The sequence below is a fragment of the Mesorhizobium sp. YR577 genome (genome assembly GCF_900116595.1).
Taxonomy (GTDB): domain Bacteria; phylum Pseudomonadota; class Alphaproteobacteria; order Rhizobiales; family Rhizobiaceae; genus Mesorhizobium_M.
In genome coordinates, this window is the sequence record NZ_FPBI01000010.1 from 161,917 (window position 1) to 183,516 (window position 21,600).

Genomic DNA, 21,600 nt, shown 5'->3' on the forward strand with positions numbered 1-21,600 from the left:
AATGCGTTGATTTCAGGCGAGGCGATTTCAGGCTGGCGCGACCCGCCGCGTGCGCGCCATCAGGTTGAGCAGGTTGCCGCCGAGGATGAGAGCGGCGCCGATGGCGGTGAACATGTCGATCTGTTCCGAATAGACCAGCCAGCCGACAAGCGCGGTCGCCGGCACGCGCACGAAATCCATGGGCATGACGACTGTCGCGTCAGCGTGGGCGACCGCACGCGCCATGCAGTAGTGCGCGTAGGAGCCGGAAAAGGCGATGACGAAAATCCATGGCCAGACATGCAGCGATGGCCAATGCCACTCGTGTAGCGCCGGAATGAAGCCGATGACCGACTGGATGACCAGCATCCAGAAGATGATCTTTACCGCGCTGTCCTTCCGCGTCAGCGCCTTCACCAGCACGAAGGAAATGGCAAAGCAGACCGCGGCGGCGAGCACGACAAGCTGGCCGGCATTGACCTCGGCAACGCCCGGCCGGACGATGACCGTGACGCCGATCAATCCGAACACGATCGCGCCCGTCTTCCAGATATTCATGCGCTCGCCGAGGAAAGCCATGGCGAGCAGGGCGGTCCAGATCGGCGCGGTGAACTCGATGGCAATCAGCTGCGCAAGCGGGATCAGCGTCAGCGCAAACAGCCAAAGGGCCTGGCCGGCATAGTGGGCGATGTTGCGGGACAGATGCTGCAAGGGCAGCGTCGTCCTCATTGCCTTGATGCCGCCGCTGCGCAGCACCAGCGGATAGAGCATGAGAAGGCCGATGATGGAGCGCATCTCCATCACCTGGAAAACGTTCAGCTCCCTGGTCGTTTCGCGCCCGGCGATCGTCATGGCGAGCATGCAGGCCAGCGAACCGCCCATCCACAGGGCTGCCTTGAGATTGGATTGGGGTGCGGTCATTGCCGACTTATGCGGCAGGTATCACGGTGGCTGCAACCACTACGATAGATCATTCGCATGGGCCACGGCACTCCACATCGCGTGCTTCCTGGTGTAGTTGAGCGCTTGCAAGGGGAGCGGCGTTTTGAATTCAGTCGATGTTCTGGTGATAGGGGCAGGTGCGGCCGGCATGATGTGCGCCATCGAGGCGGGCAGGCGCGGCCGTTCGGTGCTCGTCATCGATCACGCCTCCAAGCCGGGCGAGAAGATTCGCATTTCCGGCGGCGGGCGCTGCAACTTCACCAATATCCACGCCAGCCCGAAGAATTTCATCTCGCAGAACCCGCACTTCTGCATTTCGGCGCTCAGCCGATACACGCAGCGGGATTTCATTGCGTTGGTCGAGCGCTACGGCATTGCCTATCACGAAAAGACGCTTGGCCAGCTTTTCTGCGATGGCTCGTCCACGCAGATCATCGACATGCTGCTCTCCGAGATGAACAAGCAAGGTGCTGCGCTGAGGCTGGCGACGCGGGCCGAACGGATCGACAAGATCGACGGTGGCTTTGCGGTCCAGCTGACGGACGGCACGGTTCGCTGCCAATCGCTGGTGGTGGCGAGCGGCGGCAAGTCGATCCCGAAAATGGGCGCTACCGGTTTCGGCTATGAGGTGGCTGCGCAATTTGGCGTGCGGGTGGTGGAAACGCGCCCGGCACTGGTGCCGCTGACCTTCGACCAGAACATGCTGGAGCGGCTGAAGCCGCTGTCCGGCAACGCGGTGGACGCCGTCGTCTCCTGCGGCAAGACGAAGTTCTCCGAAGCGATGCTGTTCACCCATCGCGGGGTCAGCGGACCCTCGATCCTGCAAATCTCATCCTATTGGCGCGAAGGCGATGAGATCGCCATTTCGATGGCCCCAGGAATCGACATTTTCGAAACCCTGCGCACTGCGCGCGCGCAGAACGGCAAACAGGCGTTGCAGACTGCCTTGTCGGTGCATCTGCCGAAGAAGCTGGCGCAGACCATCGCTGAAGAGCTCGGCATGACCGGCCATCTTGCGGATTTCTCTGACAAGCAGCTCCGAATTGCCGAGGGCAGGGTCAATGGCTGGCGCATCAAGCCGGCCGGCTCGGAAGGCTACCGCACAGCCGAGGTGACGCTCGGCGGCATCGATACGCGTGATCTCGATTCAAAGACGATGGCGGTTAAGGCCGTCCCTGGGCTTTATTTCATCGGCGAGGTTGTCGACGTAACCGGTTGGCTCGGCGGCTATAATTTCCAGTGGGCGTGGTCTTCGGGCTGGTGCGCGGGGCAGGCGGCATGAGCATCGTGATGGACGGTGTGCTGGCTGAGGAAGGCGATTTCGTCCCGCGCCCGCATCAGCTCGTCGCACGCGATGCCATTCTGGCGGCGCGCGAAAAGGGCCGCCCCGGCTTCCTGCTCGGCGATCTCACCGGCCTTGGCAAGACGCTGTCGGCATGGCTGGCGGTGTCGGCGATGCCGGAGGCGGACGTTCTCGTCATCTGTCCCAAGGGTGCCATTCCGCAGTGGCGGCGCACCATAGCGCGGTCTCCCGACGCTAAAAAGCGCGTCACCATCATGAATTTCGAGCGGACTAAATCGCTGCTGGCGCCGCCTGCCGCCAGCACCAAGCGTTCGACGCGGGCGAAGAACAACGAGCTTGCGCGGCATGGCGCGCCCAAGCGCATCTGGCCGATCGTCATCATCGACGAGAGCCATCGCATCCGCAATCCGGGCGCCCAGCAGGGACTGGTGTGCCGGCAGATGGCGGCGGCGGCCAATTTCACCATCTATATGAGCGCGACCGCCGGGCAGTCACCGCACGAACTGTCGTATCTCGGCAAGTTGCTGGCCTATGCGACCGGCGGCGCAAGCGGCGAGATCGATGATTTCCGCAGGCTGATGAAGCGGCTGGGCATCGGCCGCGCCAAGGGACGCTGGAAGAACTGGTCGTGGGAGCCGAACGAGACCGACCGCAAGACCATGTCGAACCTTCTCTATCGCGGCGAAAACGCCATCGGCATGCGCCGCCGCCCCGAAGACATCGCCGGCTGGCCGGAAGTTCAGCGCGAACTGGCGCCGACGGCGCTCGATGCCGCCGGCCAGCGGCTTTACGATTCGACATGGCGGGAATTCCGCCGCGAACTCGGGCTTCTCGGCGGCAGCACGCGGCGCGCGGCCGGCTGGGCCGCCGATCTGCGCTTTCGCCAGAAGGCCAGCCTGATCCGCACCACCGGCACGGCGGAATTCGCCGACGATCTTCTGGCCAACGGCCAGCAGGTCGCGATTTCGGTGGCGTTCCTTGAAACCAGCGCCATGCTGGCCGAAAAGCTCGCCGGGCGCGGCTGGGCGGTCGGCGAAATCAACGGCGAACAGTCGGGCGATGCCAATGAACGCACGCGCGTGGCCTTCCAGACCGGGCAACTGGACGCTGTTATCTTCACCGTGACCGAATCGATCTCGCTGCATCAGGGCGAAATGCCGGGCGGCGAGCGCGAACGCTCTCTGGTCGTTCACGACATGCGCCACAGCGCCATCCAGCTTCAGCAGATCGAAGGCCGCTGCCATCGCGACGGCAAGCGCGCCATCATCTACTACGCCTATGCCGAGGGCACGGTGGAGGAGCGCATCGGTGCGACCGTCATTGCCCGAATGATGTCGATGGACGGTATGGCCGGCGACGATACGCGGCTGCTCGAGGAGATCGCGGCGGTGGTGGGCGTTTAGGAAAGCATTCCCTCCAAACCGCTGGCGCCCCGAAAAAATGACTGTGGCGCTGCTTTTTGCGTGCCTAATGCGCGAAAAGGGGGCAGGCGAGCCAACCGTTCCGGCACGCCTGGAGGATCACCATGATGAATCCGGCTATAGCCACCGATCCGCGCCGCGCCGATTATCTCGATAGCACCTATTCCTGGACGCGCCTTGCCATTTCGGTGCTTGTCGCGACCATCGGCGGTGTCGGCATGTGGGCGGTGGTGGTCGTGCTGCCGGCGGTGCAGGGCGAATTCGGCATCGATCGCGCTGATGCCTCGCTACCTTACACGATGACGATGCTCGGCTTTGCCGTCGGCAACGTGGTGATCGGGCGCTTCATCGACCGGGTCGGCTTCATGCTGCCGGCGCTTGTTGCGGCCGTTGCCCTTGGCGCCGGCTTCATTCTTGCAGCCTTGACCACATCGGTCATTCAATTCGCAGTCATCCAGGGACTTCTGATCGGGATTGGTTCTTCTACAACCTTCGGCCCCTTGATCGCCGATATTTCGCACTGGTTCGACCGCCGCCGTGGCGTGGCGGTGGCTGCTGCGGCCTGCGGCAACTATCTGGCCGGTGCCTTGTGGCCGTTGGGCATGCAGGATTTCATCCCGTCCTATGGCTGGCGCGCGACCTATATCGGCATCGGCGTCATCTGCCTGGTGACGATGATACCGCTGCTGCTGTTTCTGAAGCGCAAGGTGCCGGTGGAGGCGCATTCCGGTGCCTCCGGCTCGGGTTCGAAGCGGCAAGTGCAGACGATCGGCGTGTCGCCAGCCGTCTTGCAAGGCCTGCTGATCGTTGCCGGTCTCGGGTGCTGCGTGGCGATGTCGATGCCGCAGGTTCACATCGTCGCCTATTGCATGGATCTCGGATATGGCGTGGCGCGGGGAACCGAGATGCTCGCGCTGATGCTGGCGGGCGGCATCGTCAGCCGCCTGGTTTCGGGTTTTCTGGCAGACAGGATAGGCGGCATCAGGACGCTTCTCATAGGCTCGGTTCTGCAAGGCATCTCGCTGCTTCTCTACATTCCATTCGACGGGCTGGCTTCGCTCTACCTGGTGTCGCTGGTCTTCGGCCTTTCGCAAGGCGGCATCGTGCCGTGCTATGCGATCATCGTGCGCGAATACATGCCGGCGGCGGAAGCCGGCCAGCGCGTCGGCGTCGTCATCATGGCAACGATCGTCGGCATGGCGATCGGCGGCTGGATGTCCGGCTGGATCTACGATCTGACGGGATCCTACGCGGCTGCATTCCTGAACGGGATTGCCTGGAATCTGCTCAACGTCACTGTCATGGTGCTGTTGTTGTGGCGCTCGCGCATCGCGCAGCCAATCAGAGCCTGACCGGCTGCCGATCTGCTTTTCGTCAACCGCCTCTTAAAACCTTTCGCGCCATGATGCGGCCATGGTTGGTTTCGCGCTTCCAAAACTGAGATGGCTGGTGATCGGTGCCGCGGGCGCCGGCATATGGGCGATGACGCAAGAGCCGCCATCGAAATTCCATGCCCAGCAACGGCCGTCAAAACCGGTGGAACGCAAGGCGGAATTGCCCGATACGCCCAAGAAAGCCGGACTGCCCGATACGCCGGCGAAGATCGCGCCACCGGTGCCGCGTCCTTCGCAGGTGATCACCAGTTCCATCGCGCGGCCGGACCGTCCCGTGCCGGACAGAGCGGCCCGTTCAGATGATTCGCTCTACACGACCTCGCGCGTGAACATGCGGGCGACGGCGAACCTGTCAGCCTCCGTCGTGGCGACACTGGGACCGGGTGAGGCGGTCAAGGTGATTATTCGCGACGGCAAATGGCAGCTCGTCTCGGTACGAGGGCGCAAGGGCTGGATCCACGGCGACTATCTGCGCCCTGCCGGCTCGGATGCACCGCGACCGAGCCTGTCGGTACCGGGCAAGGCCACCAATGTCAGCACGAAGCCGGACATGCCTCGCGCCATCCGTCCTCAGGGCTATGTCGCTCCCAAATCCGAATCGACCAACCTGTTTTCCAAGGCCAAAGCCCTGTTTGGCGGACGCACGCCGATACGCGCGCCGCAGGAAGGCGATTGCCAGTGCCCTTACGATCTGATGATCAACGGGACGCAATGCGGCGACCACAGCGCTTATAGCCGCCGCAGCCGCCGGAACGTTCAGTGCTATCTGTGATCTAGGCAATTCCAGCAAAAGTGTGCAGCGGTTTTGCGTCCGGAATTGCGTAAAAACAACGCGTTAGCGTCCGCGCGCTAAAAGCCCGATCAGTAGGCCAACCACGGCGACGCCGACGACCGTTGCAGCCACCGGATTGTCACGGGCAGCCTGTTTCACGACGCGGGACTGTTTCGATATATGCGGAATAGCGTCGCTGACGCGCGCCATGAGATCTTCGTAGATATCCGATGCACCGTCGCGCGCATCCTCATAAGTGGCGGCACCGCGTTTCGACAGCGACTTCTTGAGCGATGACACTTCGCGGCGAAGCTTCACGATCTGATCCTCGAGATCGTCTTCTACGTCGTCGCGAAACCTTGAAAATACAGAAGCCATGTCGAAAAATCCTCAATTCGTCTGATGGGACCAAAACGGCGGGTGCCGGCTTTGGTTCCACTTCAAGAGAGAGGCTTTCTGGCAGGCGGCTGTTATTTTTCCGAGACACCAGCCTCGGCAAAACTCGCCATGCCGGTGTGGCACTCCAGCGCCGAGCGGACGAGGTTGACGGCAAGACACGCGCCCGAACCTTCACCCAGGCGCATGCTGAGATCGAGCAGGGGATCGAGCTTGAGAGCTTGCAGCAGCGCGCGGTGCCCGGCCTCTGCCGAAACGTGGGCTGCGAGCGTATGGGCGAGGCCGTTCGAATCAAGTTTCGCAAGAGGGGCGGCGGCTGCGGTGCAGACGAAGCCGTCGAGCAGAACCGGAACGCCAAGCTGGCGCGCGGCAAGGGTTGCGCCGAGGATCGCGGCGAGTTCGCGTCCACCGAGTGCGGCAGCGATTTTCAGCGGATCGGCGAGCGCATCGGCATGCAGCGCAAGGCCTTTGTCGATGGCGACGATCTTGCGCTTCAGGCCGGCGTCATCGACGCCGGTACCGCGCCCGGTCCATTTTTCAGCACCACCACCGAACAGGGCAGCGGCAATGGCGGCTGCCGGTGTGGTGTTGCCGATGCCCATCTCGCCGAAGCATATGAGGTCGGTGTCCTTGGTGACGGCATCGTAACCGGTTGACACGGCCGCGAGGAAATCGCCCTCGCTCATCGCCACGCCTTGGGTGAAATCGCCGGTCTGGCGCTCGATTTCGAGCGGGATGACATCGAGTTCGGCCCCGGCGATGCGGGCAAGCTGGTTGATGGCTGCGCCGCCGCCGGCGAAATTCGCCACCATCTGCACGGTGACCTCTGACGGAAAGGCCGAGACGCCTTGCGCGGTGACGCCATGCGAACCGGCGAAGACGATGACCTTGACTCGATCGAGCTTCGGCGTGTCGCGTCCCTGCCAGCGCGCCAGCCAGGCGACGATGGTTTCGAGCCGGCCGAGACTGCCTTGCGGCTTGGTCAGCGTGTCCTGACGCTGCGCCACGGCCTGTGCTGCCGCATCGCTGCCGGCCGGCAGGTTCGTGCAGGCGGCGCGCAATTCATCGAAGGACTTGAAGGCCATTGAAGAAACTCCTGAAGAATCAAACGAATATGGCGCTGGCTGCCAGCAGCACGATGATTTCGGCGCCCTGCTGGAGCGCGCCGATGGTGTCGCCGGTTTGTCCGCCGATCTGGGCGAGGCACAGTTTCCGAAAGGCGAAAAACCACAGGCCGAGAATGATGCCCGTTGCCAGCGCGCCGGGCATGCCGAGCAGAAGCAGTGTCAGCGCACCAAGCGCTGCTCCAGCGATTGCCGTTTCGTAAGACGGCGAGCCGGCATTGGCGGCCAGCCCTTCCGCTCGCGCCGAGGGCAGGAAAAGCATGAAGGCCGGGATCAGCCCACGCGATGCTGCATGAGCCGCGATGAGCGCGCAAAACACCTGCGAGACGCTGGTGAGATCGGCAAGTGCGGTCCAGCGCAGCAGGATCGAGAGCCCGAGGGCTGCCGCGCCGTAGGTGCCGATGCGGCTGTCGCGCATGATCTCGAGTTTTTTCTCGCGCGTCGAACCGCCACCAAAACCATCAACGGTGTCGCCAAGACCGTCCTCGTGCAGGCAGAAGGTGGTCAGCATCGTTGCGGTCAGCGCCAGTGCTGCGGCGGGCGCGAGTGAGAGGCCGAGCCACGCGGCAACGGCAAAGACAATGCCGCCGATCAGCGCGACGACGACGCCGACCACAGGTGCCGCCCAGAGGGCCGAGGAAAGGCTGCGGCCGGAAAAATCCATGTGAGGAAGCGGCAGCCGCGTCAGAAAGACGAGCGACAGCGCAATATCGCTTATGATCCGGTTGCGCGGCCTGCCGTTCATGCCTCAGCCCCGCGCAATGGCATGGAAAAAGGTGCCGGTGACATGGCCGCGCCGCCCGCCGAAGGCACCGAGTGGATTACCCTGACCATCGGCGAGATCCGCGAGTTTGTCGTCGCTTCCCGGCGTGACCGTCTGCGCGTAGTGGAATTCATGGCCGCGCACGGTCGAGCCCGCTGGTCCGAGCGGGCAGTCGGATAGCAAAGTCGCCTGGCGATAGCCGAGATTCATCTTGCGCCTGGCGAAGCTGGTCGAGTGGCCAAGTAGGCCGAGCATGCGGTGCGTGGTGCCGTCGGCATCCTCCAGCGCTTCCCCCAACGCCATGAAACCACCGCACTCGCCGTGGACCAGCTTCGTTTGAGCGAATTTTGCCATGCCGGTGCGGAATTTTTCGGCGGCAGCAAGCTTGCCGGCGTGGAGTTCGGGATAGCCGCCCGGCAGCCAGCAGACATCGCAGTTCTGTGACGGCGCTTCGTCTGCAACAGGCGAGAATGGAATGATCTCGGCGCCGGCTTCGCGCCAATGCGCGGCGACATGCGGGTAGATAAAAGTAAAGGCGGCGTCCTGCGCCAGCGCGATGCGCTGGCCGGGCGGGGGCAGGGCGTCGGAAAAATCAGCACCCTTGGGTGCAAGCGGCGTCATCAGCGCAATGATCGCGTCGAGATCGAGAGAGCGTTCCGCCATGTCGGCAAGGCGGTCGAGATGGGCGATCAGGTCGGCATGCTCGCTGGCCTGAACCAGGCCGAGATGGCGTTCCGGCAGGGACAGCGTCGGGTCGCGCAGGATCGCACCGACGACCGGCAGCCCAAGGGCCTCGACCGCATCGCCCGCCAGCCGACGATGGCGCTCGCTGCCGAGCCGGTTGAGCACGACGCCGGCGATGCGCACATCCGGATCGTAGGTCGCAAAACCCTTGGCAATGGCAGCCGCCGTTTGCGACTGGCCGGAAACATCCAGCACCAGCAGCACCGGCAGGCTGTAGAGCCGGGCAAGATCGGCGGCCGAACCGGAGCGACCGGAGGCGGCGGGAATGCCGTCGAACAGGCCCATGGCGCTTTCGATGAACAAAAGATCGGCCTGCGAGGCGGCATTTGCTGCCAGTGCGTTGAGCAGCGGCGGCGACATCGCCCAGCTGTCGAGATTGACGCCGGGGCGGCCGGTGGCTGCGTGATGGAAGCCGGGATCGATATAGTCCGGCCCGGATTTGGCGCCGCCAACGCTGAGGCCCCGTCGCTCCAGCGCGCGCAGAATGCCGATGGTGACGCTGGTCTTGCCCGAGCCGGAGCGCGGGGCGCCGATGATCAGGCCGCGCGCCGTCACCGGCCACCCATCAGTTCGGCGCGCATGGCGACGATGCCGCCGATGACGATCAGCGCCGGGGAAACGATGTTTTCGCGCTCCGCCGTCTCCACCAGCATGCCCAGCGGTGCGGTGACGGTGCGCTCCTCAGGCATTGAGGCGTTCTCGACGAGTGCTGCCGGCGTGTCGCCAGGCAGTCCTGCCGCCAGAAGTTCCGCCACCGTCGCTGCCATATGGGTCAGGCCCATATAGATGACGAGGGGCTGGCCAGTGCGGGCGAGCGCTGCCCAATCTGGCCGGTCGTCCGTGGCGGCGGCAAAGCCGGTGGCGAGGATGATCGCGCCGTTGACGCCGCGCATCGTGGCCGGGATGCCCGCCGAGGTCAGGCCGCCGAAGGCCGAGGTGATGCCGGAAAGCGCGCGCCAGGGAATGTTCTCCCGCGCCAGCACCAGAGCCTCTTCCGCACCGCGCGCGAAGACGAAGGGATGCCCGCCCTTCAGGCGCACGACCTTGCGGCCCTCCCGTGCCAGCCTGACCAGCAGCGCATTGATTTCGTCCTGCGGGATCGAGAGCCTGCCGCCGCGCTTGCCGACGAAGAATTTCTCGGCCTGTTCGGCTACGGCGACGATTTCGGGCGAGACCAGCGCATCATGCACCAGCGCGTCGGCCTGGGTGAGCGCGGAGAGCACATCGAGGGTGAGCAGGGCAGGATCGCCGGGGCCGGCGCCGGCCAGCCATACATGGCCGGGCTGAAGCGGCTGCTTGCCGGCGAGAAGGCGGGAAAAGAGATGGTCGATGCTCACAGAAAGTGCTTTCCCGGATGACGCGCAAAGACGGCCTGCGTATATAGGCCGGCATGAGCGAAGGCATGAAAGAAGCCGAAATGCCGCTGCGCCGTGGCTGGACCACAGGCGCCTGCGCCACCGCTGCCACCAAGGCGGCGTGTTCGGCGTTGCTGACGGGCAGTTTTCCCGACCCGGTGGAGATCACGCTGCCCGGCGGCAATGTCGTGGGTTTCGCACTGGCCAATCATGAACTTGGCGACGGGCGGGCGACGGTCGGCATCGTCAAGGATGCCGGTGACGACCCCGACGTAACGCATGGCGCGCTGGTGAAAAGCACCGTGCGCGCCGGTGTGCCGGGGTCCGGCGTGACCTTTCGCGCTGGCTTGGGCGTCGGCACGGTGACGCGGCCCGGCCTGCCTATCCCGCCGGGCGAGCCGGCGATCAATCCGGTGCCGCGCAAGATGATTGCCGAGGCCGTGCATCAGGTCGCGGGTGACAACGCCGATATCGAGGTCGAGATTTCGGTGGTCGGCGGCGAGGAGATGGCGCAGCGCACGCTGAACCCGCGCCTCGGCATCCTCGGCGGCATTTCCATCCTGGGCACGACCGGCATCGTCATTCCCTATTCCTGCTCGGCCTGGATCCATTCCATCCATCGCGGCGTCGATGTCGCGCGCGCCATGGGCTTTACCCATGTCGCCGGCTCGACGGGCAATGCCTCCGAAATGGCGGTACAGAAATTCCATGGCCTGCATGAAGTGCAACTGATCGACATGGGCGACTTCGTCGGCGGCATGCTGAAATACATCCGCGCGCATCCCGTGCCGCGCGTGACCATCGCCGGCGGCGTCGCCAAGATGACCAAGCTGGCGCAGGGCATGCTCGACGTTCATTCCAACCGGGGTGCGGCCGATCTCGACGGGCTGGCGGTTGTGGCTGCCGAGGCAGGCGCGGACGAGAAGCTGGCAGCGCGCATTCGTGGTGCTAACACGGTCGCTGAAGCATTTACGCTCGCGGTGGAAGAAGGTGTGGCGATCGGTGATGCGATTGCCGCCGGTGCGTGGCGCACGGCTGCACCCGTTTTGAAGAGTGCGGATATCGAACTCGAAATCCTGGTCTTCAACCGCGACGGCGAATTGAGGGGGCATGCGCCCTTCGCGCCCACTCATAACGAATCCCGCCCCCTGAACCGGCGCTGATAATAGGCGTCGTAGAGCGAGCTTTCGCGAAAATTCTCCGCCGCCAGCGAGGGGCCGACGAAGATGATCGCCGTGCGCTCTATCGGATCGGCGGCGAGTTGAGCGGCAATCGTTGCCAGTGTGCCACGCAGGATGCGTTCGTCCGGCCATGAGGCATGGAAAACGATGGCGACGGGGCAGTCTTCGCCATAGAACGGCGTCAGTTCTTCCACCACGCGGTCGATGGCGTGGATGGCGAGATGGATGGCAAGCGTCGCGCCGGTCGCGCCGAAAGCCGACAATGTCTCCTTTGCCGGCATCGGCGAGGCGCGGCCGGAAACGCGGGTCAGCACCAGCGATTGTGCGACTTCCGGGATGGTCAGCTCGCGACCGAGCGCTGCCGCGGCGGCGGCAAAGGACGGCACGCCCGGCGTCAGTGTGTAGGGGATGCCCAGCCTTTCAAGCCGGCGTATCTGCTCTGCGACCGCACTCCAGACGGAAAGGTCGCCGGAATGAAGCCGGGCGACGTCCTGCCCGGCCTGATGCGCCGAGGCATATTCGGCCTCGATCTCGTCAAGCGACATCGGGGCCGTGTCGACGAGTTTCGTGTCCGGCCCGCAGTAAGCCAGCATCTCCTTCGGTACGATCGAGCCGGCATAGAGGCACACCGGGCAACGCGCCAGCAGGTCGCGGCCACGAACGGTGATGAGGTCGGCCGCGCCGGGGCCGGCGCCGATGAAGTGAACCGTCACGATGCCTCTCCGCTTTGCGCAATCGCGCAGGTCACCGAGTCGAGAACGCGTCTTGGCCCGAGCAGCCGAGCGCCTTGGCCAGCGGCTGCAAGGGCTGCGGCTTCCGATACGGAGGGCGCGCCGGTCAAAGTCAGCGACAGGTCGGAATGGCTGGAAGTCTTTTTTCCGGCCTCTGCGAGTTCCGCGTCGCCAACAATCATGACTTCGAGCCCCAGCTTGCGCCCGGCGGAGAAGATGGCGGCTTCATGCTGCTTCAACCGTGCGGTCGCGATGGCATCGAGCTGAGATGCCTTAATCTGGTATTCAGACAGGGTCGCGCTGATGGCGTCCAGCACCTGCTGTTCGCTGACGCCTTTGCGGCTGCCGATGCCCGCGACGATCATGGCTTCACCCACGACCATTGCGTGACCGGCATTGCCGGGCGCCAGCCCTGCATCGAACCGACGGGCGCGGTGCGGGAAACGGCGAGGCGGATCAACTCGCCGCCAAGCCGCGCATGCAGCGCCAGCAGCAGCACTTCCATTTCCAGCGTTACCGCATTGGCAACGAGCCGCCCGCCGGAGGGCAGGGCGTCGATCGCCGCATCCATGACGCCGGGCTCGGTGCCGCCGCCGCCGACGAAAATCGCGTCCGGCGTTTCAAGGCCGGCGAGTGCCGCAGGCGCCTTGCCTTCGACGACAATGAGACCGGGTACGCCGCAGGCGACGGCATTGCGGCCGATACGCGCTGCGCGCTCGGGGGATGCCTCCACGGCGATGGCACGCATGGACGGGTCGGCCAACATCCATTCGATGGAAATCGAGCCGGAGCCGCCGCCGATGTCCCACAGAAGCTCGCCACGTTTGGGCGCGAGGCTCGACAGCGTGACGGCGCGGATCTCTCGCTTTGTGATCTGGCCGTCATGCTCGAACAAATCGTCCGCCATGCCGGGCGTCAGCGGCAGGATGCGCGCTTCAGAAGTCGATTCCACTTCGATCGCCAGCACATTGAGCGGATTGATGTTTTTGGCATCGAAGGTCACGGCCCGCGTCGAGATCAGCCGTTCGGACGGGCCGCCCAGCGCTTCGAGGATTGTCAGGCGCGATGGGCCGAAGCCGAGTTCGGAAAGCAGCCGCGCAATGGCGGCCGGGCCGTCGCCGTCCGAGGTCAGCGCAAGGATGCGCGTCTTGGGGTGCAACAGCGGGCGGATCAAGTCAATCGCTTTGCCGTGCAGGGAAATTGTCTGTATTTCTGGCAGCGGCCAGCCGAGGCGGGCGGCAGCGAGGCTGAAGGCGGATGGAGCAGGCAGCACGTTCATTTCGTCTGCGGGAACTTGTCGCGCGAGGGTGGAGCCGACGCCGTGACAAAAGGGATCGCCGGAGGCGAGCACGCAGACGCGGCGGCCGGACAGCGCCAGCACTGCTTTCATGCTTGCATCAAACGGCGTCGGCCAAGGCTGTGCCTTGCCTGTGACCAGCCCCTCCACCAGCGCCAGATGCCGTTTGCCGCCGAAAACCGTCTCGGCTTGCGCAATGCAGCGCTTGGCCTCGTCCCCAAGACCCTCTACACCATCCTCGCCGATGCCGACGATGGTGAGCCAGCGTTGGGCTGCGGCTGGTTTCTTTCGCTCAGCAGGCATGATGACCCACCGCATTCTGATACTCGGCGGCACCACGGAAGCGAGGCTGCTTGCCGGCAAACTGGCCGGGCGCACCGACCTGTCTGTCGTCCTGTCTCTGGCCGGACGCACAGTCGATCCTGTCGCGCAGCCCGTGCCGGTGCGAAGTGGCGGCTTTGGCGGTGCCGAAGGACTGGCGAACTACCTGCGCGACGAGCAGGTCGGCCTGCTGGTCGACGCCACGCACCCTTACGCGGCCAACATCTCGCGCAATGCTGCGGAAGCCGCGACGCTGGCCGGTGTGCCGATCTTGGCGCTTCGTCGTCCCGCGTGGGAGGCTGTCGTGGGCGATCGCTGGACGCTGGTCGAGAACGGCGGGCGAGCGGTTGCTGCTCTGGGCGAGAAGCCGCGCCGGGTATTCCTGGCGCTCGGACGGCAGGAGATCGCTGATTTCGCGAGTGCTCCGCAGCACAGCTACGTCATCCGCAGCGTCGATCCCATCGAGCCGCCGCTCGCCGTGCCGGATGCGACCTATATTCTGGCGCGCGGGCCCTTTGCTGAGGCGGATGAGCGTGAGCTTCTGGCAGGCAATCGCATCGACGCCATCGTCGCCAAGAATAGCGGCGGCAGCGCTACCTATGGCAAGATCACTGCTGCGCGCGAACTCGGCATCGAAGTCATCCTGTTCTGTCGGCCCGATCTGCCGAATGTGCCATCTGCTACAAGCGTCGGCGAACTGCTCGCCATGATCGATCATTGGGCCGCCTCCGCTGAAAAGCGTGGCGTGTAGACGAGCGGCCGTTGGCCGCTCCGCTCGATGATGCGGGTTTCGGGCGAGCCGATCATCACGCAGGTGGCCATGTCGGCCTGTTCGGCACGAGCCTCGGCCAAAGGCGTGATCTCGATGCGCTCGTCAGGCCTGCCGGCGGCGCGGCCGAAGATCACTGGCGTCGTTCCGGGCAGGATGGCGCGCAGTGTTTCGAAGGCTTTGCCGAGCTGCCAGGGGCGAGATTTGCTGATCGGATTGTAGAGCGCGATAACGAAGCCGGCGCTCGCCGCAGCCTCCAGGCGTCGCACGATCAAATCCCAGGGCTTCAAATTGTCCGAGAGCGAGATGGCACAGAAATCATGGCCGAGCGGCGCGCCGATGCGGGCTGCGACCGCCAGCATGGCCGTGACGCCGGGAATGACCGTCAATTCGATATCGCGCCATTCGCCAGGGCCTGCCTCGATCGCCTCGCAGACGGCGGCCGCCATAGCGAAGACGCCGGGGTCGCCGCCTGAAACCACGGCAACGCTCGCGCCCCCGGCGGCCTTTTCCAAGGCTGCATTGGCGCGCGAAATCTCCTCGCGGTTGTCGGAGGCGATGCGGGTCTGGTCTGGGCGCAGATTCAGCCGGTCGACATAGGGACCGTAGCCGAAGAAGAACTCGGCTTCCGCCGCCGCATCGCTTGCTTCCGGCGTGATCTGGCCGGGGTTGCCGGGGCCAAGCCCGATGACGAAAAGTCGCCCGCTCATGGCCGTCCCGCCCAGCCGGGAACCAGCACGATGGCGAAATAGGGCGCGGTGTCGTCGGTCTTGTCTGCGAGCTTCATGGCGGCGGTGTTGGCCATGGTGCCGCGCTCGACATACATGGCGCGCTCCAGCTTGCCGCTGGCTTCCAGCGCGCGGCGGATTTTGGGCAGGTTGCGCCCGACCTTCATGATTACGGCGGCGTCGGTGTCGGCCAGCCGGCGCGTCAGCTCGAATTCGCTCATCGTGCCGGGCAGGACGCTGAGCACATCGTCGCCCTGCACGATCGGCAGGCCGGTCTGCGACCAGCAGCCCGACATGGCGGTGACGCCGGGAATCACATCGGTCGGGTAGCGGTGCGACAGGCGCACATGCAGGTGCATGTAGGAGCCGTAGAACAGCGGGTCGCCCTCGCTCAGCACGACGACGGTGCGGCCGGCTTCGAGATGTTTCGCGACGGCTTGTGCCGACTCTTCATAGAAACCGGTGATCGCGGCCTTGTAGTCGGCATGTTCCTTGTCGATCTCGGTCGTCACCGGATAGAGCAGCGGCAGTTCGATGATTTCCGGCTTCAGATGCTCCGAAATGATGGCGCGGGCGTTGCCGTTGTTGCCGCGCTTGGCGAAATGGGCGAGCACGTCGGCCTCACCGAGCGCACGCACGGCTTTCAGCGTCAGCAGTTCGGGGTCGCCGGGGCCGGTACCGACACCGATGAGGCGGCCTTTGGGTTGAACGGTCACAGGCCGGGCCTCGCAAGCGCGTTGAGGGCGGCTGCCGTCATGGCGCTGCCGCCGAGGCGCCCGCGCACGACGGCATAGGGCACGCCATAGGAATTCTCAGCCAACGCATCCTTGGATTCGGCAGCACCGACAAAACCCACCGGCATGCCGATGATCGCCGCCGGCTTCGGTGCGCCGTCGCGCAGCAGTTCCAGCAGATAGAAGAGGGCGGTCGGCGCATTGCCGATGGCGACTACGGAGCCGGCCATGCGCTCGCCCCACAGCTTTATCGCCGCGGCGGAGCGGGTGTTGCCGAGCTCTTTTGCCAGCGCGGGCGTACGTTCGTCACGCAATGTGCAGATCACTTCGTTGTTTGCCGGTAACCGGGCGCGGGTGACGCCGCGCACCACCATCTCTGCATCGCAGAAGATCGGCGCGCCGGCTTTCAAGGCGGAGCTTGCCGCTTCGACGAAACCTTCGCCGAATTCAAATTTATCGGCAGCTTCGACCAACCCGCAGGCGTGGATCATGCGCACGGCGACATCGGCTTCGGCTTCCGAAAAGCGCGACAGGTCGGCCTCGGCGCGAATGATGGCGAAGGAGCGCTCATAGATCGCGTTGCCGTCGTGGATGTAGTCGTAAGCCGTCATGCTCATCCCTGTTCAAACGCCTCGGCGATCCGGGCCGCTCCCAACCGCGAAAGGCAGGAGGCGTTGGTCTCCCTTTTGTCGCGGCTGGCACGTACCAGTTTTGCCACGCGGCCGAGCGCGTGTGCGGCTTCATAGCCGGGCGTGTATCCGGCGGGAAGGTCTTTCGCCGTCCCGTCCACGACAAGTCCGGCTCCTTTTTCGCCGCCGACGAATGTGAGCGCTGCCGGGGCGGGATGCGCGCAACCTTTTGCGCAGCCGGAAACGTGGAGCTCGAACGAGCCGTCGAACAGGTCGTAGGATGCTTCGGCTAGTTGGCTGGCGATGTCGCGCGTGTGGAGAAGACCAGAGGCGCAGGCCGGCGTTCCGGGGCAGGCAGCGATAAAACGGCGCGGGTCGAGTGGGTCGGTGATGAAGCCGAGGGTTTTGGCGCGGTCCTGCAAGGTGAGGCAGGCGGTTTGCGATAGGCCGAGGACGATCAGCGTTCTTTGCGGGGCTGGGCGGAATTCGGTTGCGCCGAGCGCTTCGGCAGCGCGTGCAAGATCGATTAGCTGGCTGGCCGGCACGCTGCCGAAGGGCAGGGCGAGGGAGAGGCCCGTGGCGTGGCGAAGTGGGAGAAGCCCGATTGAAGACATGCGAACTGCATCACCGCCCCCCTCTGTCCTGCCGGACGCCCTGGCTCGGGCCACGGTTCTCGGCCCGTCCTTCCGCCCCCCTGCAATGGGGGAGATCAGCTGCGGCGATGCCGGTTCATTTCTTGAGTCGCTGGAGACTAGCTGCGGCGTTGGCGAAGGCCCAATCTCCCCCCTTGCGGGGGGTCCGAAGGACGGGCCGAGACTCGTGGCTCGGGCCAGGGCGTCCGGCAGGACAGAGGGGGGTGGTGATGTAAAAGAGGCAAGTGTCCGAAGTTGCACGATCAGATGTACATCGATCGCTGCAAGGAGATTTTTCGCGCGGGCTTCACGTCCGTTTGTCGCAATTGCCTGCAAAATAACAAGCGCAGCCTCGCAGGCGTCGTCCTCACCGACAGCACCCAACAAAGTGGCCGAGTGCGCGTCACCAGCTATCGCCAACAGCCACTTGGTGGAGGATATGGCACTCAGCCGCACATCCGCCTGCACGGTATCCATGTTCAACCGCCCGCCGCCATCGACAACGACCGAAACCTTCGGTCCGAGGCGAATTGCGAGATCCGATGCGTCGATGGTTTCGCGAATGCGGCTGGCAAGCGGAGATGGATCCGCAATCTCCTCCGGGTCCAGCCCCGCCAGAGGCCCAGTCTCCACCGGCACGCCGGTGCGCACCGCGATGCCGAGCGCATTCACTTCGCTCGCAAGCGCCACCGCGCTTTCCGCCGTCAGTCCACGTATCTGCAGGCTCCCGCGTGCCGTGACTTCCACCACACCATTGCCGTGCCGTGAAGCGGATTCGCAGAGTCCGATCAAGGCTTTGGGGGCAAGTCCTCCAGCAACGGGATTAAGCCTCACCAGCAAGCCGTCGCCGGTCTGCATCGGCGTCGACAGGGCCGGGCATGCGCCGCGCCTGGAGAAGGCGTTCATGCAGCCACCTCCAGTGCCTCGGCCTCGGCGATCAGGCTGGCCAGATCGTCGTCGATGGAATTGCGCAGCGGGTGCCACAGCCCGCGCCGGCGCGCCGAAGCGAAGCGCTCGGCGATGACCTTCGCCGCCGCCGGGTTCTCGCGCAGCAGGAAGGCGCGTACGGTCTCGTCGCCGAGATAGGCGTCGTGCACGGCCTCTATCAGCGCGCCGGGAATGGCATACGTGGTTTCGGCGAAACCGACAAGCCGGTCGACGGTCTCGGCAAATTCGGATGCGCCGCGGGGGCCGTGGCGCATCTGTCCTTCAATGAAGCGCGGATTGACTGCGCGGGCGCGCACCACGCGCGCCACCGCCTCGGTGATCGAACGTGGGCGCGGGCGCGCCGGGTCGGTGGTATCGAGCACGATCACGTCGGCATTGCTGCCGAGTGCGGCAAGGGCTGCCGAAAAGCCTCCGATGAAGGCGACATCGGCCGAGCCTTCGAGAATGTCGCGGCCGGGATCGTCGCCGCTGTGGACGAGCAGGTCGGCCTCGGCGATGCGTGTCGCGAAAGCGCCGGGTGCGGAGATGCCTTCGCCGTCGGCCCCTCCATAGGCATGCGAGGTGGCGTCGAGGTAGGCGCGGCCGAGTTCCTCGCGGCTTGCCCATTGGCCGCTCGACAAAAGGTCTTCCAGCCCCGCGCCATAGGTGCCGGGCGACGAGCCGAAGATGCGGGCAGGCGCCTTGCCGAGCGTGCGCGCTTCGGCGGCAAGCGGGTTTTCGGAAGCGTCCTCGTCGCGCGCGGCGACGGCTGCGGCTGCGGCGTCGATCAGCGCGATCTGGGTCGGGAACATGTCGCGGAAAAGGCCGGAAATGCGCCAGGTGACATCGACGCGCGGCCGCCCGACCGTTGCCGGCGGCAGTACCTCGATGCCGGTGACGCGGCCGGTGGCGGCGTCCCATTGCGGGCGGCAGCCCATCAGGAACAGGCCTTGCGCGATCTCCTCGCCGCCGGTGCGCAGCGAGGCGCTGCCCCAGAGATCGATCACCAGCGAGCGCGGCCAGTCGCCGTGATCCTGCAGATAACGCGTCAGCACTTCCTGCGCCCCGGCGCGGCCGAGGTCAAAGGCGGTCGGCGTTGGCATAGTGCGCGGATCGGCGGTGAAGAGATTGCGGCCGGTCGGCAGCACGTCTGTTCGGCCACGGGCCGGCGCGCCTGCGGGGCCGGCGGTGATGTGTCTGCCGTCGAGTGCCGCAATCAGCGCGTCGCGTTCGTTGTTCGCGCTTTGGCGACGCACGGCGTCCGTCTCGCCTTCTGCAGCGCGGCCATAGATATGCAGGCCGTCCTTGACGGCAAAATCCTTCAGATCGCAGAGCCAGGCGTCGATGCGGCGCAGCGCTTCGTCGGGAGCGTCTGTGCTGGCAACGCCGGCTTCATGGGCAAGGCCCGATTTTGCGGCTGTCTCGACGATCAGCTTGGCTAGCCGGTCGCGGCGGCGGCGGTCGAGACCGTCGGCCTGTGCATATTCGTCGACCAGCCGCTCCAGCATCTGCTGGTTTTCGTCGAGGCCTGCGTGGGCGAGCGGCGGCGGCAGATGGCCGAGCGTGACCGCCGAAATGCGCCGCTTGGCCTGCGCTGCCTCGCCGGGATTGCTGACGATGAAGGGATATATGACGGGCAAGCTGCCGGTGACGATTTCGGGAAAGCAGGCGCTGCTCAGCGCCACGGTCTTGCCGGGCAGCCATTCCAGCGTGCCATGCGCACCGACATGGACCAGCGCGTGGCAGCCGAGTTTCTTGCGCAGCCACAGGCCGAAGGCGAGCAGTTCGTGGCGGGGTGGCAGCGTCGGGTCGTGGTAGTCGGCGCGGCGATCGGCCGAGCGTCCGCGATCCGGGGCGAGGGCTACGGTGATGTTGCCGAAGGTTGCGGCGCTGAAGGGGAAGGTTTCCACATTCGGCTTGCCCCATGCGTCTTCCACCGTGTCTTGCGCTTCAGCAAGCAGGTCATTCGCGAAGACAAGATAATCTTCTAAGCTCAGCCCATTATCGCCGTGCTCCAGCAAGCCCAATAGTTCGCGCGGCGATTCGGGAATCCCTTCAACAGCATAGCCCTGTTGCTTCAGGTCATGCAGCATGGCGAGAACACTGGAGGGCACATCGAGGCCGACGGCATAGCCGGTGCGGCCGGGCGCGCTTGGATAATCGGGAATGAGAATGGCGAGCTTGCGCGTCGCGCGCGGTTCGCGCTGGAGGCGGATGAAGGCCGCGACGCGGCTTGCCACCTGCTCGACGCGGTCCGGCTCGGGGCGGTTGGCTAGACCTTTGAAGGCCAAGGCTGCGTCGACTTCGATTTCTGCCTTGAACGAAATCGCGCCGGCAAGGATGCGGCCGTCGAGTTCTGGCATGACCACATGCATGGCGAGATCGGCGGGGGCGAGGCCGCGCTGGTTCGTGGCCCAGGCGTCGCGGCGCGTGGTTGCGACGATAACCTGGAATACCGGCACGCCGGCGCGGTCGAACAGCGTTTCGCTGCCGGGCTCAGCGCCGGAGGCGAAGGCGGTTGCGGTGATGATCGCGGCGGGTTTCAGGTCTGCCAGCGCGTTTTCGACGAAGGCGAGGGAGGCCATGTCCTTCAGGCTGGAAACGAAGATCGGAACGGGGTTCATGCCATGTCGGCGCAACGCCTCGACCAGCGCGTCGATCGGCGCGACATCGGCGGCGAGCAGCATCGAGCGGTAGAACAGGATGGGGATGATGGGGGCTGCACCTGCACTTCCTTCTCCCCGTTCACGGGGAGAAGGTGCCCCGAAGGGGTGGATGAGGGGCGGCTCAGACTCAGGAGACGTGGGCTCCCGCCCCTCATCCCCCTGCCGGGACCTTCTCCCCGTGAACGGGGAGAAGGAGGCCAAGTGCTCCGCTGTCTCAACCACCCCTTTACCGGGATCGTAAAACCCCGCCTTCGGCACCGTAACCGGCGCTGTTTGTGCGCCTTCTCCGCCGGCCAGCCCCGCCAGCCGCCGCACCAGCCCGCGCATATTCTCAGGTCCGCCCTCACGGAAATAGGCGAGCAGCCCGTCGAGTTGATCGCGCGGCAGGGTCGAGCATTCGATCAGCCGGAGGTCTTCGTCGTGGCTTTCGCCGGGAAGCAGCGCCAGATGGATATTCTTCTCGCGGCACATTGCGGCGAGCCGGTCGCAACCATAGCGCCACCAATCATAGCCGCCGAGGATGCGCACCAGAATGACCTTGGCCCGGCTGGCGGTGTGATCGATCCACAGATCGACCGACATCGGGTGGCGCAGGTCGCGAAGGGCGGCCAATCGCATCGAGGGCAGCGTTTCGGCTTCCTGTTTCCATGCTGCAGCCAGCCCGGCCAGATCGCTGTCGGTGAAGGACAGCGCCACAATATCCGCCGGCGCTTGCCGCAGATCGACCGGCTCGACCAGATCGTCGAGCGAGGCGGATGTCGTGGTCAGTATGTGCATGGCGGCACGCTGTTG

Annotated in this window: 19 protein-coding genes and 1 pseudogene; 6 read left to right on the forward strand and 14 right to left on the reverse strand. The window is 65.1% G+C overall.

The annotated features are described in order from the left end of the window. Positions 1-27: 27 nt before the first annotated feature. Entirely contained in the window at positions 28-900 is an 873-nt protein-coding gene (locus BM413_RS16335; RefSeq protein ID WP_091914886.1) for a DMT family transporter, read from the reverse strand. 124 nt (positions 901-1,024) lie between these two features. Between BM413_RS16335 and BM413_RS16340 the strand changes: the two genes are divergently transcribed. The 4 genes from BM413_RS16340 (at position 1,025) to BM413_RS16355 (ending at position 5,811) form a co-directional block, all read left to right on the forward strand. Continuing rightward, the gene (locus BM413_RS16340; protein WP_091914888.1) at positions 1,025-2,203 is read left to right on the forward strand and encodes a BaiN/RdsA family NAD(P)/FAD-dependent oxidoreductase; all 1,179 of its coding nucleotides are present in this window, start codon (positions 1,025-1,027) and stop codon (positions 2,201-2,203) included. Then, complete coding sequence (locus tag BM413_RS16345) at positions 2,200-3,627, forward strand: DEAD/DEAH box helicase family protein (RefSeq protein ID WP_244537895.1); 1,428 nt, start codon at positions 2,200-2,202, stop codon at positions 3,625-3,627. Before BM413_RS16340 ends, BM413_RS16345 begins: the two co-directional genes overlap by 4 nt. A 125-nt stretch (positions 3,628-3,752) precedes the next feature. Next, positions 3,753-4,997: an MFS transporter gene (locus BM413_RS16350; RefSeq protein ID WP_091915084.1), complete on the forward strand. Its 1,245-nt coding sequence runs from the start codon at positions 3,753-3,755 to the stop codon at positions 4,995-4,997. A gap of 61 nt (positions 4,998-5,058) precedes the next feature. Then, entirely contained in the window at positions 5,059-5,811 is a 753-nt protein-coding gene (locus BM413_RS16355; protein ID WP_091914891.1) for an SH3 domain-containing protein, read from the forward strand. Between the two features lie 63 nt (positions 5,812-5,874). On the opposite strand, the gene BM413_RS16360 is transcribed toward BM413_RS16355, so the two are convergent. The 5 genes from BM413_RS16360 to cobA all read right to left on the reverse strand — a co-directional run bounded on the left by BM413_RS16360 (position 5,875) and on the right by cobA (position 10,175). Further along, complete coding sequence (locus tag BM413_RS16360; RefSeq protein WP_091914893.1) at positions 5,875-6,189, reverse strand: hypothetical protein; 315 nt, start codon at positions 6,187-6,189, stop codon at positions 5,875-5,877. Positions 6,190-6,281: 92 nt separating this feature from the next. After that, a complete protein-coding gene (gene cobT / locus BM413_RS16365; protein WP_091914895.1) occupies positions 6,282-7,292 on the reverse strand; it encodes a nicotinate-nucleotide--dimethylbenzimidazole phosphoribosyltransferase in 1,011 nt (336 codons plus the stop codon). A 19-nt stretch (positions 7,293-7,311) separates the two neighbouring features. After that, positions 7,312-8,076 carry an adenosylcobinamide-GDP ribazoletransferase gene (locus BM413_RS16370; RefSeq protein ID WP_091914897.1) on the reverse strand — a complete coding sequence of 255 codons (765 nt, stop codon included), beginning with the start codon at positions 8,074-8,076 and terminating at the stop codon, positions 7,312-7,314. A gap of 3 nt (positions 8,077-8,079) precedes the next feature. After that, positions 8,080-9,393 carry a cobyrinic acid a,c-diamide synthase CobB gene (locus BM413_RS16375; protein ID WP_091914899.1) on the reverse strand — a complete coding sequence of 438 codons (1,314 nt, stop codon included), beginning with the start codon at positions 9,391-9,393 and terminating at the stop codon, positions 8,080-8,082. Continuing rightward, the gene (gene cobA / locus BM413_RS16380; protein WP_091914901.1) at positions 9,390-10,175 is read right to left on the reverse strand and encodes a uroporphyrinogen-III C-methyltransferase; all 786 of its coding nucleotides are present in this window, start codon (positions 10,173-10,175) and stop codon (positions 9,390-9,392) included. Before cobA ends, BM413_RS16375 begins: the two co-directional genes overlap by 4 nt. Positions 10,176-10,240: 65 nt before the next feature. Here cobA and BM413_RS16385 point away from each other — a divergent pair, with 65 nt between their 5' ends. After that, complete coding sequence (locus tag BM413_RS16385) at positions 10,241-11,356, forward strand: cobalt-precorrin-5B (C(1))-methyltransferase (protein WP_175544344.1); 1,116 nt, start codon at positions 10,241-10,243, stop codon at positions 11,354-11,356. Here BM413_RS16385 and cobM read toward each other — a convergent pair. Genes cobM through cbiE form a run of 3 tightly spaced genes read right to left on the reverse strand, consistent with a single transcriptional unit; the run spans position 11,323 to position 13,705 of the window. Further along, positions 11,323-12,087 (reverse strand): precorrin-4 C(11)-methyltransferase, encoded by a 765-nt coding sequence (cobM, locus tag BM413_RS16390; protein ID WP_091914905.1) that lies wholly within the window; start codon positions 12,085-12,087, stop codon positions 11,323-11,325. The two genes, BM413_RS16385 and cobM, sit on opposite strands and share 34 nt — an antisense overlap. Then, positions 12,084-12,470, reverse strand: coding sequence for a cobalamin biosynthesis protein (locus BM413_RS16395; protein ID WP_091915089.1), 387 nt, complete (start codon positions 12,468-12,470; stop codon positions 12,084-12,086). The genes cobM and BM413_RS16395 overlap by 4 nt, the downstream gene beginning before the upstream one ends. Further along, entirely contained in the window at positions 12,467-13,705 is a 1,239-nt protein-coding gene (cbiE, locus tag BM413_RS16400; protein ID WP_091915086.1) for a precorrin-6y C5,15-methyltransferase (decarboxylating) subunit CbiE, read from the reverse strand. The genes BM413_RS16395 and cbiE overlap by 4 nt, the downstream gene beginning before the upstream one ends. Position 13,706: 1 nt before the next feature. Between cbiE and BM413_RS16405 the strand changes: the two genes are divergently transcribed. After that, positions 13,707-14,474 carry a cobalt-precorrin-6A reductase gene (locus tag BM413_RS16405; RefSeq protein WP_091915091.1) on the forward strand — a complete coding sequence of 256 codons (768 nt, stop codon included), beginning with the start codon at positions 13,707-13,709 and terminating at the stop codon, positions 14,472-14,474. Here BM413_RS16405 and BM413_RS16410 read toward each other — a convergent pair. From BM413_RS16410 to cobN, 5 genes and pseudogenes are all read right to left on the reverse strand, one after another. After that, positions 14,438-15,202 (reverse strand): precorrin-3B C(17)-methyltransferase, encoded by a 765-nt coding sequence (locus BM413_RS16410; protein ID WP_091914907.1) that lies wholly within the window; start codon positions 15,200-15,202, stop codon positions 14,438-14,440. The two genes, BM413_RS16405 and BM413_RS16410, sit on opposite strands and share 37 nt — an antisense overlap. Further along, entirely contained in the window at positions 15,199-15,936 is a 738-nt protein-coding gene (locus BM413_RS16415) for a precorrin-2 C(20)-methyltransferase (RefSeq protein ID WP_091914909.1), read from the reverse strand. The genes BM413_RS16410 and BM413_RS16415 overlap by 4 nt, the downstream gene beginning before the upstream one ends. After that, positions 15,933-16,565, reverse strand: coding sequence for a precorrin-8X methylmutase (locus BM413_RS16420; protein WP_091915093.1), 633 nt, complete (start codon positions 16,563-16,565; stop codon positions 15,933-15,935). The genes BM413_RS16415 and BM413_RS16420 overlap by 4 nt, the downstream gene beginning before the upstream one ends. Further along, positions 16,522-18,121: pseudogene (gene cobG, locus BM413_RS16425) on the reverse strand (precorrin-3B synthase). Before cobG ends, BM413_RS16420 begins: the two are co-directional and overlap by 44 nt. Then, positions 18,118-21,585, reverse strand: a complete 3,468-nt coding sequence (cobN, locus tag BM413_RS16430) for a cobaltochelatase subunit CobN (RefSeq protein ID WP_091914913.1) — start codon at positions 21,583-21,585, stop codon at positions 18,118-18,120. The pseudogene cobG and the gene cobN overlap by 4 nt, the downstream one beginning before the upstream one ends. Positions 21,586-21,600: the final 15 nt, after the last annotated feature.

Excerpts from the sequence above, each read along its gene's own strand:
- BM413_RS16335 (WP_091914886.1), bottom strand. The coding sequence starts at position 900 with ATGACCGCACCCCAATCCAATCTCAAGGCAGCCCTGTGGATGGGCGGT.
- BM413_RS16345 (WP_244537895.1), top strand. The coding sequence starts at position 2,200 with ATGAGCATCGTGATGGACGGTGTGCTGGCTGAGGAAGGCGATTTCGTC.
- BM413_RS16350 (WP_091915084.1), top strand. The coding sequence starts at position 3,753 with ATGAATCCGGCTATAGCCACCGATCCGCGCCGCGCCGATTATCTCGAT.
- BM413_RS16355 (WP_091914891.1), top strand. The coding sequence starts at position 5,059 with ATGGTTGGTTTCGCGCTTCCAAAACTGAGATGGCTGGTGATCGGTGCC.
- BM413_RS16360 (WP_091914893.1), bottom strand. The coding sequence starts at position 6,189 with ATGGCTTCTGTATTTTCAAGGTTTCGCGACGACGTAGAAGACGATCTC.
- cobT (WP_091914895.1), bottom strand. The coding sequence starts at position 7,292 with ATGGCCTTCAAGTCCTTCGATGAATTGCGCGCCGCCTGCACGAACCTG.
- BM413_RS16370 (WP_091914897.1), bottom strand. The coding sequence starts at position 8,076 with ATGAACGGCAGGCCGCGCAACCGGATCATAAGCGATATTGCGCTGTCG.
- BM413_RS16385 (WP_175544344.1), top strand. The coding sequence starts at position 10,241 with ATGAAAGAAGCCGAAATGCCGCTGCGCCGTGGCTGGACCACAGGCGCC.
- BM413_RS16395 (WP_091915089.1), bottom strand. The coding sequence starts at position 12,470 with ATGATCGTCGCGGGCATCGGCAGCCGCAAAGGCGTCAGCGAACAGCAG.
- cbiE (WP_091915086.1), bottom strand. The coding sequence starts at position 13,705 with ATGCCTGCTGAGCGAAAGAAACCAGCCGCAGCCCAACGCTGGCTCACC.
- BM413_RS16405 (WP_091915091.1), top strand. The coding sequence starts at position 13,707 with ATGACCCACCGCATTCTGATACTCGGCGGCACCACGGAAGCGAGGCTG.
- BM413_RS16410 (WP_091914907.1), bottom strand. The coding sequence starts at position 15,202 with ATGAGCGGGCGACTTTTCGTCATCGGGCTTGGCCCCGGCAACCCCGGC.
- BM413_RS16420 (WP_091915093.1), bottom strand. The coding sequence starts at position 16,565 with ATGACGGCTTACGACTACATCCACGACGGCAACGCGATCTATGAGCGC.
- cobN (WP_091914913.1), bottom strand. The coding sequence starts at position 21,585 with ATGCACATACTGACCACGACATCCGCCTCGCTCGACGATCTGGTCGAG.